Source organism: Erwinia sp. HDF1-3R, assembly GCF_039621855.1.
Lineage (GTDB): Bacteria > Pseudomonadota > Gammaproteobacteria > Enterobacterales > Enterobacteriaceae > Erwinia.
The window spans coordinates 3,756,683-3,769,501 of the sequence record NZ_CP155071.1 but is presented as its reverse complement, the minus strand read 5'-3'; the positions used below and the strand labels follow the sequence as shown (position 1 = coordinate 3,769,501).

The 12,819-nt window shown below is 47.0% G+C and carries 11 protein-coding genes and 4 pseudogenes; 5 read left to right on the top strand and 10 right to left on the bottom strand.

The genetic code is table 11. From position 1 onward, the window contains the following. Nucleotides 1-20: 20 nt before the first annotated feature. Nucleotides 21-878 (bottom strand): GPO family capsid scaffolding protein, encoded by an 858-nt coding sequence (locus AAGR22_RS17085; RefSeq protein ID WP_345828679.1) that lies wholly within the window; start codon nucleotides 876-878, stop codon nucleotides 21-23. A 193-nt stretch (nucleotides 879-1,071) separates the two neighbouring features. On the opposite strand from AAGR22_RS17085, the pseudogene AAGR22_RS17080 reads away from it, so the two are divergent. Further along, nucleotides 1,072-2,788: pseudogene (locus AAGR22_RS17080) on the top strand (terminase ATPase subunit family protein). 53 nt (nucleotides 2,789-2,841) lie between these two features. After that, nucleotides 2,842-3,822: a phage portal protein gene (locus tag AAGR22_RS17075; protein ID WP_345831618.1), complete on the top strand. Its 981-nt coding sequence runs from the start codon at nucleotides 2,842-2,844 to the stop codon at nucleotides 3,820-3,822. A gap of 5 nt (nucleotides 3,823-3,827) precedes the next feature. Here the strand turns inward: AAGR22_RS17075 and AAGR22_RS17070 are convergent, their stop codons facing one another. Further along, nucleotides 3,828-4,613: a putative phage abortive infection protein gene (locus AAGR22_RS17070; RefSeq protein WP_345828677.1), complete on the bottom strand. Its 786-nt coding sequence runs from the start codon at nucleotides 4,611-4,613 to the stop codon at nucleotides 3,828-3,830. Between the two features lie 9 nt (nucleotides 4,614-4,622). After that, on the bottom strand, nucleotides 4,623-5,000 hold the full coding sequence (locus tag AAGR22_RS17065; protein ID WP_345828676.1) for a hypothetical protein: 378 nt from the start codon (nucleotides 4,998-5,000) through the stop codon (nucleotides 4,623-4,625). Between the two features lie 63 nt (nucleotides 5,001-5,063). Between AAGR22_RS17065 and AAGR22_RS17060 the strand changes: the two genes are divergently transcribed. Further along, nucleotides 5,064-5,609: an ATP-binding protein gene (locus AAGR22_RS17060; protein WP_345828675.1), complete on the top strand. Its 546-nt coding sequence runs from the start codon at nucleotides 5,064-5,066 to the stop codon at nucleotides 5,607-5,609. On the opposite strand, the gene AAGR22_RS17055 is transcribed toward AAGR22_RS17060, so the two are convergent. The 4 genes and pseudogenes from AAGR22_RS17055 to AAGR22_RS17040 all read right to left on the bottom strand — a co-directional run bounded on the left by AAGR22_RS17055 (nucleotide 5,606) and on the right by AAGR22_RS17040 (nucleotide 8,465). Then, nucleotides 5,606-5,977, bottom strand: a complete 372-nt coding sequence (locus tag AAGR22_RS17055; RefSeq protein ID WP_345828674.1) for an ASCH domain-containing protein — start codon at nucleotides 5,975-5,977, stop codon at nucleotides 5,606-5,608. The two genes, AAGR22_RS17060 and AAGR22_RS17055, sit on opposite strands and share 4 nt — an antisense overlap. Next, nucleotides 5,955-6,536 (bottom strand): hypothetical protein, encoded by a 582-nt coding sequence (locus AAGR22_RS17050; protein ID WP_345828673.1) that lies wholly within the window; start codon nucleotides 6,534-6,536, stop codon nucleotides 5,955-5,957. Before AAGR22_RS17050 ends, AAGR22_RS17055 begins: the two co-directional genes overlap by 23 nt. Further along, nucleotides 6,537-7,007, bottom strand: coding sequence for a GNAT family N-acetyltransferase (locus AAGR22_RS17045; RefSeq protein WP_345828672.1), 471 nt, complete (start codon nucleotides 7,005-7,007; stop codon nucleotides 6,537-6,539). Between the two features lie 349 nt (nucleotides 7,008-7,356). Then, nucleotides 7,357-8,465, bottom strand: a pseudogene (locus tag AAGR22_RS17040) (IS3 family transposase). 71 nt (nucleotides 8,466-8,536) lie between these two features. On the opposite strand from AAGR22_RS17040, the pseudogene AAGR22_RS17035 reads away from it, so the two are divergent. Together AAGR22_RS17035 and AAGR22_RS17030 are read left to right on the top strand one after the other, a co-directional pair. Beyond that, nucleotides 8,537-9,157, top strand: a pseudogene (locus AAGR22_RS17035) (tyrosine-type recombinase/integrase); the annotation flags it as partial. Nucleotides 9,158-9,161: 4 nt separating this feature from the next. Then, complete coding sequence (locus AAGR22_RS17030; RefSeq protein ID WP_345828670.1) at nucleotides 9,162-9,923, top strand: DUF6216 family protein; 762 nt, start codon at nucleotides 9,162-9,164, stop codon at nucleotides 9,921-9,923. 247 nt (nucleotides 9,924-10,170) lie between these two features. Here the strand turns inward: AAGR22_RS17030 and AAGR22_RS17025 are convergent, their stop codons facing one another. From AAGR22_RS17025 to AAGR22_RS17015, 3 genes and pseudogenes are all read right to left on the bottom strand, one after another. Then, complete coding sequence (locus AAGR22_RS17025; protein WP_345828669.1) at nucleotides 10,171-10,332, bottom strand: DUF1493 family protein; 162 nt, start codon at nucleotides 10,330-10,332, stop codon at nucleotides 10,171-10,173. 157 nt (nucleotides 10,333-10,489) lie between these two features. Further along, nucleotides 10,490-10,630, bottom strand: a pseudogene (locus AAGR22_RS17020) (STM2901 family protein); the annotation flags it as partial. Nucleotides 10,631-10,976: 346 nt separating this feature from the next. Beyond that, entirely contained in the window at nucleotides 10,977-12,626 is a 1,650-nt protein-coding gene (locus AAGR22_RS17015; protein ID WP_345828668.1) for a methyl-accepting chemotaxis protein, read from the bottom strand. Nucleotides 12,627-12,819: the final 193 nt, after the last annotated feature.

The following is a 12,819-nucleotide window of genomic DNA, read 5'->3' as shown; positions in this document are numbered from 1 at the left end:
TAAGGTTTGCCGCCGCTGTATCAGCAGTCGGTGCGCACTTCGCCGCCGCTACCGTTACCCTGCGTGCGCGGGCGGACCTGCTGGCGGCCATCTTCCCGACTCAGCTGCTGCTGCAGTTCGGTGAAGTCCGCCTGCAACTGTTCGCGCTTAAGCACTTCCTCACCCAGCGCACTGCTGAAATGCGATTTCAGGCTGTCGGCCTGTTCGCTCAGTGCCGTTTCAATGCGCGCGCTCAGGTCCTGCTGCTCGGTGGCAATCAGCTCAACCGCCTGATGCACGTCGCTGAAGCGCGCCGCGTCGGTCTGCTGCTGCCTGCTGAACATCGCTTTGATGCGGGTAAACAGGGCGGGCTTTTCGTCGGCTACGTCCTCAAACTCGATCAGGGTTTCTTCAGCGGCAGAGAAAACGTTGTCAGGATGCTGCTTGCGGTTTGCCAGCGGGTTCGCCCCGGCGCTGGCGCTGAACTGCAGCATTTCCGTGCCGAGGCTGGCCGGATCGTCGGTAACGGCCAGGCCAATCAGATAGGCCGCGCCGGTGTCCGCGAATTCCGGGCGGATTTCCATAGAGGTAAAGATTTTCTGCATGGTACCGGTAAGCGTGACCAGCTCGTCAGTCGGGTTGATCAGGGCATACAGCGCCAGCTTGCCCTTCAGCGGGCCGTGGCTGATTTCTTCAGCGCCCAGCGCTTCCACTACGCCAAAGCGACGAAACGGACTGTCTGGCGTGTAGCCCTTGATGTGCTCCATGTTGATCACAGCGGTGTACAGCTCAGGGCTGTAATTTGCCGCCATCTGTTCAAGCCAGCTGCGCTCGATGGTGCGCCCGTCCGTGGTGGCACCTTCCACCCCGATACGAAAACGCTTTGCTTTCTTTGCCATTGTCCAGGCTCCGGTCAGTAAAACTCTGTGAGGCTCTATGGTTGCGGCGGCAGGGGTATCGAAACAACGCGCGGACGTTGTGCGGGAAACCACACAATGAGGGATGGCGGAAAAGGAAGCGGCGGGGCCGTATTTTGGCTGCATGAACATGACACCCGCCCCCGACGACCTCGATCCCCGCAGGTAGGCTTTACTGCTGTACTTTCAGGGATACCGCATCGCCCGCATTGCTGAAATGCTGGGAGAGAAACCCGCAACCGTTCACAGCTGGAAAAAGCGCGATAAGTGGGGCGACTATGGCCCGCTGGATCAGATGCAGCTGACCACCGTCGCACGCTACTGCCAGCTCATCATGAAGGAGCAGAAGGAAGGGAAGGACTTTAAGGAAATCGACCTGCTGGCGCGCCAGTCCGAGCGCCACGCCCGGATCGGTAAATTCAGCAACGGCGGCAATGAAGCGGACCTGAATCCGAACGTGGAGAACCGGAACAAAGGCCCGCGTAAGCCCCCGGAAAAGAACCTGTTCAGCGACGAACAGATTGAGAAGCTGCAGGAGGTTTTCCACGGCTCAATGTTCGGCTACCAGCGCCAGTGGTGGGAAGCCGGGAATAAGTATGCTGTACGCAATCTGCTGAAGTCGCGCCAGATCGGCGCGACCTTCTTTTTTGCCCGCGAGGCGCTGATCGATGCGCTGACCAGCGGGCGCAATCAGATTTTCCTGTCAGCCAGTAAGGCGCAGGCGCACGTCTTCAAGCAGTACATTATTGAGTTTGCCCGTGAGGTGGACGTAGACCTGAAGGGCGACCCGATGACGCTTAGTAACGGCGCGTGCCTGTATTTCTTAGGCACCAACGCCCGCACCGCGCAGAGCTATCACGGCAATCTGTACCTGGATGAATATTTCTGGATACCAAAGTTTCAGGAACTGCAGAAAGTGGCGTCCGGCATGGCGCTGCACAAGAAGTGGCGGGAAACCTACTTTTCCACCCCGTCCAGCCTCACACACAGCGCCTATCCGTTCTGGTCCGGCGCGCAGTTCAACAAGGGCAGGGCTAAAGCGGACAGGGTTGATATCGACCTCAGCCATCAGTCACTGGCCGCCGGCCGCCTATGCGAAGACGGCCAGTTTCGCCAGATCGTCACCGTTGAAGATGCGGTGCGCGGCGGCTGTGACCTGTTTGACCTGGAGCAGCTGCGCACGCGCTACAGCCCGGAGGATTACCAGAACCTGCTGATGTGCGTCTTCATGGACGATCTGGCGTCGGTGTTCCAGCAGGCCATGCTGCAGAAGTGCATGGCAGGACAGCTGGGAAGTCTGGACCGACTTTGAAGCGCTGGCGCTGCGCCCGTTCGGCTGGAAAGAAGTCTGGATCGGTTACGACCCCGCGAAGGGAACGCAGAACGGCGACAGCGCCGGGTGCGTTGTCATGGCACCGCCTGCCGTGCCGGGCGGTAAGTTCCGCATCCTTGAGCGACATCAGTGGCGCGGAATGGACTTCCGGGCACAGGCTGACGCCATCAGGACGCTGACGCAGCAGTATAACGTGACCTATATCGGCATCGACTCCACCGGCGTCGGGCTGGGTGTATACGAGAACGTCAAAGCCTTCTTCCCGCAGGTGAAAGAATTTGTCTATAACCCGAACGTGAAAAACGCCCTGGTGCAGAAGGCTTACGACACCATGGCCAGCGGGCGGCTGGAGTTTGACGCCAGCCACCTCGACATCGCGCAGTCATTCATGTCTATCCGCAAAGCCACCACGGCCAGCGGCAACCGTCCGACCTATGAAACCAGCCGCAGCGAAGAAGTCAGCCATGGCGATTTAGCCTGGGCGACCATGCACGCGCTGGCAAACGAGCCGCTGCAGGGACAGGCGGCACACACGCAGAACATTGTGGAGATTTATTGATGAGCAAACGCAGGAACCGCACCCGCACGCAGCCCGTGCCGCAGCCGGATAACATGACCAGCGGGGCAGCGTCGGAGGCGTTTACCTTTGGCGACCCGATCCCGGTGCTGGACCGCCGCGAACTGCTGGACTACGTGGAGTGCGTTATCAATGATCGCTGGTATGAACCGCCCGTAAGCGTTGACGGGCTGGCGCGCACGTTCCGCGCCGCCGTGCATCACAGCTCACCCATCAGCGTAAAGTGCAACATTCTGGCGAGTACCTTTATCCCTCACCGCCTGCTGAGTCAGCAGGCTTTTACCCGTTTTGCGATGGATTACCTGGTCTTTGCCAACGCCTATCTTGAAAAACGTACCAGCCGCCTCGGTAACGTGCTGAAGCTGGAGCCGTCGCTGGCGAAATTCACCCGGCGCGGCCTCGACCTCGATACGTACTGGTATGCAAACTATGGGATTAGCACGGAACCCTATGAGTTCGAGAAGGGCAGCGTGTTTCACCTGATGGAGCCGGATATCAATCAGGAGATTTACGGCGTGCCGGGCTATCTGTCGGCCATCCCGTCGGCGCTACTGAACGAGTCGGCTACGCTGTTCCGCCGCAAGTATTACCTCAACGGCAGCCATGCGGGCTTCATCATGTACATGACGGACCCGGCGCAGAGCCAGCAGGACGTGGACAATATCCGCGGTGCAATGAAAAGCGCGAAGGGTCCTGGCAACTTCCGCAACTTGTTTATGTACAGCCCGAACAGGAAAAAGGACGGTATTCAGATCATCCCGCTGTCAGAGGTACCGGCAAAGGATGAGTTTCTCAACATCAAGAATGTGAGCCGCGACGACATGTTGGCAGTGCATCGCGTGCCGCCGCAGCTGATGGGGATAATGCCGAATAATGTCGGTGGATTTGGAGATATTGAGAAAGCCAGCAAAGTTTTTGTTCGGAATGAACTGATGCCACTGCAAAAGCGGTTCGTAGAACTCAACACATGGCTGGGTGATGAAGTAGTTAGATTTTCTTCATATGATTTAGCTTAAGATTTTTAATTAGACTTATCTCCATATGCCTCAGGTGCATAAAAATTAAGAGCTCCTGAAGCCTCTAATTCTTCTTTAAAATCACCTACAAGAGTATACTCTTGCAAAAGAGAATATTTTTCAATATATGCTCTAGATCTACCACCTATGGTTGATAAGCCGTTAAGCATAAGTGCTCCAGACTCAACTGATGAAAGTTGTGCGCGAACTAACTTAGCGTATTTGACCTTTTCTTTCGAGGTTAAAAAAGACGAGCCATCGATATGTTTAAAAATATGATACAAATTCCTAAAATAATGACCAGCACTTGAAAAGAAAATGTCATTTTTATAGAATTCATCAATTGATGATACTAATCTTACCTGAGGCGGCTGTTCATCATCACTTATCAATCGGAAATTAAATTTTACCTCAGTCACACACCAACTTAACGCATCAGTTCCATAATAAGTCACATCATTATATTTCACCTTTACATTTTGGAGGTGCTCTTTATGAAACCTTATCAATTCAAAAAGAACTGATTCAAATGACTGAATAGAGGATTGTCGAGACGTGGTATAAAGGGTATAGCAAACGAGAACTATAGAAATAAAACTCAACCCAGGATTAAGAACGCCGCCGATATAGTCGCCAAATTGCCCCCACTTTTCAACCGAACCACTGATTGGACGATTACCGAAATGATCGTAATAAAAATACAAAGCGGCACCAACTAATGAGGATGAAATAATAAATCCAGCTAATACAATACTTAACCTTCTAATTTTTTCCATAATTCCATTAATCACAAGCTCACCTTAAAATAAGTTAGACTCGACATCTACTACATAAATTCCTTTCTTAGCCTTGCATATTGCAGGGTTGCTAATTTTTCTAACGTTTTCGATGCGCCATTCAAAATAACCAGGCTTCCATGTCCTACCTAACGTTAACAGAGGGCTGGTTTTTGATGCTTTCTGCTCAGTCCATGGCGAGAATTCAATAAAATCTACAATAGCCATACATATGCCATCTTCCTCATCTTCCTCAGACGTGAGATAGCGATCGTTCTGAACCAGCAATATATTTTTTAGGGGCATTTCTGCAGGGAGCCATGACCTAATCTCACTGGTTTTATCACCATTTACTATTAAATTCACAGCAGGTTTAAGGATTGAAAGAGCTTGATATTTCATAGGTCCCCCCGTATTTTTACTTATAATGATTCTATCACAGAACTAAGGCTTGAGAGGTATTACATGTTGATTTTTATAGCAGGTGTTCATGGTGTTGGTAAGGGGTACCTTTGTGAGAAATATACTAGTAAAAACAATGTAATACATAAGAGTGCTAGCCAGTTAATACGTGAGCATGGCTCAATTACATTACCTACTGATAAGTTGGTCACTGATGCAGATCGCAATCAGCTAATTTTGGCTTCCGCTTTAAATGCTCTTGCAAAAGAGCAAAAAACTATTCTCCTCGATGGTCATTTCTGCTTAGCCCTGAAAGGTGGTGGAATAAAGAAATTAGATTTAAATGTTATCAACTCTCTTAATGTAGATGCAGTAGTACTAATTGAAAACACGAGCGATATCATTAAAAAAAGAATATTTGAAAGAGACGGTAAGTACCCATCCTATGATTTAGAGAATTTGAAAGAACTAGAGCAGGAGAACGCCTTTTACATTTGTGACGAACTTAACATACAAATAAAAAAGTTGACGGCGCCTACATTAAAAGAGTTTACATCTGTAATAAATAATTTTGAGCGCGATTTTTTAATTAGCGCCCAAAAAAATTAAACATATCGAAAGGATTGTGGTGCTTTCGCCCCAGGGGATATATCGTCTAAATCTAATGGTGATGCATATCTTTTCGGGTTTTCTACCGAGATAGCAAACCCTTTATCTCTGCAATGAAAATAATCTTTAAAAAACTTATGACTTATACCTGCATAGTTTTTTGTTTTATCCCATAGTTCAGATGGGGAAAGCACAAGTATATCACCCACTTTAAATTCACCTATGACTTTACCAACTGGCATAGTGGCATAAATTATGACAGTGTCAACATTTCTATTCTTAAATATTGTTTTCCTGAATTCAAATTTTTTCTCACCTGACAATATGCGCTCGGCATACTCTGGTTTAATTGACAATATAACCTTCATTAACACCCCCATCTAAAATTATCCGTTTAAAATGCAAGTCATCAAGAGGCAAAAAACCCCAATAATCTGCATCAGTGTATCCAGTTATAGTCATTATATCATCTCTAACAATTTTCTTTTCTAGAGGAAAGTTATAAGTAAAGCGTATTATCGTAGGGTAATTCTTTTTATTGTAGAGAAGCATAAGTTCATCTTCAGAGAAGACGCTATAAGGACCACAATATTGCTTGAATTCAGTATAGTTTTCAAATTCACGTATATCCTTTGTATCGAGAACTACGCATACTGAAGTTGCAACAGATCTGTAACGTGCAGGCCCTTTGCCATCGCTGGTCCTATAAATAAGAAGGTTGTCACCGGCACGAAGTTTAAGAGTGTCTCTCATTCCAGTAAGGTATACTTTTTCGATACTATTAGTATGAGAAATATCTCTAATTAAGCTACCATCTTCATTTTTGAGCTTTGATTCTGGGAACAGTCGTGTATGCCAAGTAGGGTAAATACTCAAAAGAAAATTTCGATTATTTAGCTTTACCAAAGGATAATTATCATAGCTCATTCAATCTCTCCACTCTAAACTTTTGAAATAGACACCTTCATGACCATTGATAGTCGGCTTTATTTTCCTTGCTCTTAATTCAAAGCCGTAACGATTTAAAAGAGTAATGAGTCCTGCATGCTTATCAAATATAGTAACATAAATCTCTTTTAAGCTATTGTTCATCGCAAACTGAAAAACCAGTCTAACAAATCTTTCACCTAACTTAGTACCATGCGCATTTATTTTAAATATACCTAGCTTAAGTCTTTGTTTTGCAGGGAAGTTTGGATTGGTGTCATTGATTGGTTCATTCTCAATTTTAAGATATAAAAAACCATCCATCTCTCCTGCTTCATTATAAGACACATAAGCTTTACTTTCTGACTTTAAGATAAACCATTCGTCAAAACCTTCGTAGTCTGCCCTTAAAGAATTAAAAAAATCGCAATTTAAGTTAATGTTATGAAAATACTTTTCTTCAATAGACATCCAAGTCTCCAACTTTAAATGTTAGGTTTTCAAGTTGATATCATCAATATCTGATATTCCTCTTTAGAGGAGCTAAACCACTTTGTCTTATCGAGTCTATCAACATCTTCTAAAATTGTCCTTAATTTCAGAATTTCTGATTTCAAACATTCCGGCGCGCGCTCGTAGCCCCGCCACGCCTGCCCGCTTTATGTAGTGGTTTTCATGCAGGTGCAACAAAAGCCCGGCAGTACTGGCGGGCCGGAGGGTAAACGATCCTTTTGGGATCATGCGGATTTATGCAGCATAGACATGCACTCACTGACCCGCTCCCCGTATGTGATCCATTCATAATCAGGAATAACCGGCTTCATGTTGGTTGCGTATTCTGGCAACCGGCAGATTTTTCGGCAAATTCAGAGGGAGTCATCCAGCCCAGTGCAGAATGGGGACGACTCTGGTTATAGTGTATGCGCCAGGCCTCGATTTTGCACCGTGCATCCTCCAGAGACATGAACCAGTTCTCGTTCAGGCATTCCTGCCGCAACCTGCCGTTGAAGGACTCGACCGTGGCGTTGTCCGTCGGTGTTCCCGGCCGTGAGAAGTCGATCCTGATCCCTCTTTCATAGACCCACCTATCCAGCATTTTTCCTGCAAATTCAGATCCATTATCGGTTTTCAGCAACTGCGGTAAGGGACGCCTGAGCGCTATGCTGTTCAGCATTTCTGCCACTTCTGTTGAACGCAGATTCTGCCCTACGCAGATCCCCAGGCATTCGCGGGTGTAAAGGTCGATAACCGTCAGCAGGCGCAGTCGTCGCCCGTTAAACAGCGCGTCCGAGACAAAATCCATGCCCCAGACGTGATTCGGATACAGACCCTGAGGCTGCGGTTGTCGGCGCTGGGCCGATTTATTGCGGCGTGGCCGTTTGAGGCGCAGCGACAGACCCTGCTCACAGTAGAGGCGGTAGATTCTTTTGTGATTATCGCGCCAGCCTTCCCGCCTGAGCATCACGTGTACCCGGCGGTACCCGTAATGAACCCGGGTTTCGGTTATCTCACGGATGCGTAGCCGCAGTGCGCTGTCGTCGGCGGCCACAGAACGATATCGAAACGAGCTGCGGCTGACCCGCAGCGCAAAACAGACCTGTCTCTCACTGGCACCGTAGCGGGCTTGCAAATCCCTGACCCATTCGCGCAGGCGTGCCAGCGTCAGCTCTTTTTTGCCAGCACGTCCTGCAGCATCGCCTTGTCGAGGCTCAGATCGGCAACCAGCCTCTTCAGCCGCAGATTTTCCTCTTCCAGTTGCCGCATATGCTTCAGCTCCGAAGGAGAAATGCCGCCGTATTTTTTACGCCACGTATAGAAAGTGGCATCCGAAATGCCCAGCTTGCGACAGACGTCCGGCACTGACGTACCCAGTTCAGCCTGCTTGAGGGCAAAAACAATCTGCTCTTCGGTGAATCGTGACTTTTTCATCGGCACAGCCTCCGTTCAGGGGAGTGTTTATCATGCCGGAATTCTGTTTCTGAATGGAGCAGGATTTTGGGTCAGGGTCACGTGAGCAGCAATATCTTGATGCTGTCTTTAATGAACTACGTAGGCTGGGTGAATGGAAGTTACCCAACCCCATCGAAGGTGTTAGCATCTTTAAAGAGAAAGAAAAGGAAATGTCCTGGTTGACTGATAGCCAGATAAAGATATTACTGAGCGCCTGCAAGCCTTACGGCAAGCTCAATTTGACACGGATCATTAAGGTGTGTCTTGCAACAGGCGCAAGATGGGATGAAGCGGAGAGGCTTAATCGTTCTCAGTTATCTCCTTACAAGTTGACCTTTACCCAAACTAAAGGCGGCAACAATCGCACCGTTCTGATCCCGCGCTGGCTTTATGACGAACTACCGCCGTTACTGGGGAAGATGTTCCGCCCCTGCTATCAGGAGTTTAAAAAGATGCTGGCCTTAACCGACAATGAACTGGCAGAAGGGCAAAATACACATGTACTGCGCCATACCTTTGCAAGTTACTTTATGATGAATGACGGTAACATTTTGGTACTGCAGCGTATATTCGGTCACGCCAATATTCGTGAAACTATGCGTTATGCTTACTTTGCACCAGGCCACTTAGAAGAGGCTGCAAATCTAAACTCAATAGCTAATATAGGATGATCCCATGCAAGGAAATAATAATTTAGAATATTACAAGTATATAGCATATTTTGTTGCTTTCATTTTGGCCACTATCAGAGTGGGCGGCGTACACTTTATACTGGTTTTTTTTATAAAATTATTAAGACTAGATTTTATTAATCAAAACTTAAAATCATTGAATAATGAGCTTTATGATATCAGGTTATTTAGGTTTTTTACTGGCATAAAAGCTAGAACTCTGAGTGATGTTGTGTTTATACAGGAATGTATAAATAAAAACCTCATATCTTCTATTTCATTTATGTTCTCCGGTTTTTTTGGATTTGCAGGTAGTAAAAAACCAAATAAATACGATAAGGTGGCTATTGGGTGTCTTGCTATTTTTTGTGTCTGTATGGGGTTAGTGACTGGGGAGGCGGCAACCGAGTTTAAATCAGGTTATGCTATCTATAAATTTCAAAACGGGCAAAGGTTTTATATAAATGACGTTGAGATACTAGATTTTGATTCTCGGAAAGAAATTGACTGCTCGGCTCAACAAATTAAAAATAATGACTACACCTTGCTTTGTCAGCATTTACAAGAAGAAAAGAAAAGAAAGGTCGTTCAAAATGAGGTTGATTTAGAAAATAAAGTTATTCTAGCTTACAAATTAACTACAACCTTTTTTATTTTATCTTTCGCAATCTTAGTCATTGGTTTTATCAATTTCATAAACTCTTCTGCAAAGCTAAGAAAGCTGAAGCTCCAAAGCATCCAGACACTCAGGCGCACCAGAATTTGAATGGCAGCAAAGTGGCAACATAACTTCCATGACACTGCAACTTAGTGCATTAAATATTAGTTTAACTAATTTTTTTATTAATGAGTGCATGATTTTTATGGCGGCTTAATAAAAGCGTCTTAACTAAGGACCCGTTAACACGACATCTTAAAGTTAATAGCAAACAAGGGGTTAGCTATCGGCTAACCCCTTGTTTATTGGTACTGTACGCAAAATGACAGCACCGGCGTGTTTAAGGGAAGCAGTATCAGTAAAGCCAGCGGCCAGCTTCAGCCAATTCAATAAGCATATGAATGGTTAACGGTTCGGGTTTGTGATTATCACTACGCATATATTTTGGCAGAATTTCAATTGGAAAAAACCGGACAGCCTCATTTGGGAAGTGTATTCTGAAGTCGAAATCAGCCATATCAACGTGAAGAGATCCAGCTTACTCTTTAAAGAAATCATTAGCTTCTTCAGGAGTAATGCCATTTTTACTCGTACTTAGAGATGCGCCATCTGGCATATCCAAAAAACACATGGTAATCAGGCGGCGAACGCTTTCAGCTTTATTTATCCCTGCCTTACCCTTTGACACCCATGATTAATTTATAGCGATGAATGACGTTAAGGGTAATGATGGAAAGATCATAAGCAGTTATCTAGGCTCCAATCCAGGGAACCCAGTGACCTACATATGCTTCGACGCTTGTTGTATATTCCCAATGTATTTTTGATGGTACCCCGATTATTTACCCGCCGGACTACCTTGTCAGAAAAGAGGAGACGCTGACCATGCGTTTATCTGATGTCACGACCAGGCTATATTTGCTCAAAAACAGATGGGGCAGATGGCGACAATATTCGCCATAGAAAAGTAAGGCACCCGGATCGCAATCCTATCTGATAGCCATTTTGTGAAGTCGCCGTCTGGCTTTGGAAAACCCCCTTTCAAATGAAAAGGGGGTTAGGGCAGGGGTAATGAGATATTAAGCGTCTATCAGGCTAATAAACTACTCCAGAACGCGCAATCGGGTACGTAACACTCTGGAGCGATAGTGCGCGCCTTATTTAGAAGCTTTCCCAGCTTCCTTCGCCTGCCGTGCTTAACGCAGGACTCCCTTTGATGATTGGCGCTGGACGTTTAACCACGTGCGGACTACGTCTTCTCTCAGTCGTTGAGGCAACTTTGAAAGACGAGACCAGGGCGCTCAGGTTTTCTGCCTGCTCCTGGAGCGAGCGTGAAGCCGAAGATGCCTCCTCTACCAACGCGGCATTTTGCTGGGTAACTTCATCCATCTGCCCAATGGCCTGATGCACCTGTTCAATCCCCTGGCTCTGCCCGGTAGTGGCCGCGGCGATCTCATTGACGATATCCGCTACCTGCTGAATCGCGATACGCACTTTCTCCGAGTTGTCGCCCACGTTGGCCGCCTGGCTGGCACCACTTTCAACCTGCTGGGAAGAAGCCGTGATCAGCTCCTTAATTTCCCGGGCAGCAGACGATGAGCGCTGCGCAAGATTGCGAACTTCTGACGCGACCACGGCGAAGCCTCGCCCATGTTCCCCGGCTCTGGCGGCTTCGACGGCGGCGTTCAGCGCCAGAATATTGGTCTGGAAGGCAATGCCTTCGATCAGGCCGGTGATCTCTGAAATTCTTCCCGAGCTGTTTTTAATATCATCCATCGTTGTGAGCATGGTTTTAACGGAGTCACCATTTTGCACCGACATTTTGTTGGCCGTACCGGCAAGAATATTTGCCTGATTAGCACTTTCGGCGTTTTGTTTCACCGTATCGCTTAATGCCGCCATACTTGCTGAGGTTTGTTCAAGAGAAGCGGCCTGCTGTTCGGTACGTGAGGATAAATCTTCGTTGCCCGCCGCGATTTGAGAAGACGCTGTACTGACCGAGTAGGATGAGTCATTAACCGATGAGAGCGTTGTGCCAACCCGCTCAAGCAGATTATTGAAGGCCGCTGCTGTTTTACCAATTTCATCCTTACGGCGGTCATCGGCTCGTTGAGTCAGGTCAAGGTTGATACTGACCTCACTCATGACGGATTCCATCCCAAAAAGGCTTCTCTTTATGCTGAGTATCGTCCTGATGGCAAAGAATCCCAGTATCAGAATAGTCAGCGCAGCACCGATGGATAATACCCAGATAAGTCTGGAATAAATCCGCTGGTTATCTTCTCTCAGGCCGTTACCGATAGTGATATTTAATTCGATCTGCTTCTTGAGGTCGCTGGTAAGCTTTCTTCCTGCGCTGCCGACGCCGGTATCACTCTGCATGAGCGAAAGCGTCAGGGCATCATTATGGGCACGTGATGCAGCGAAGAAGGCGGGGAGAGCCTGACGTACCGCGTCAATATTTTGATAAGCGAGGTTGGTTAACTGCCCATCCTCATCACTTGATATATCATTTTTCTTATAATAGTCGGTAAACGACGTCAGCTGATCCAGTATCTGATAGATGTCTTTTTCGGCCGCAGGCAATTTAGTTTCGTCCGTGATGACTTTATAACGATACAGAGCAATACCAAAATTACTGGAGGCGCTTATCGACTTGTCGAGATCTGTAATGCTGGGAATGGTGTTGTACTGAACAAATTCAAACCTTGACTGGAATCCCGATATGGCTGATAACGCTACGATTACCAGAGCAACTATTGCAATAGCAAGGAGAGAGAAAGTGATTGATAAGCGCTGTGTGATAGACATGGTGACCTCTGAAATTCGTTAAAACCATAAGAATGTTCATCAGGTCAGAAAAGGCCCTGAGATAAACCTTATCGGCTTTTTTTCTGAGGACTTTATGGATTTGTACATTATGTATTATTAAATTTAGTCAGATTAAAATAAACACGCCTGTCGGGTAAAGCCATTATTAATTTAAGGTTAATTTATATTAATT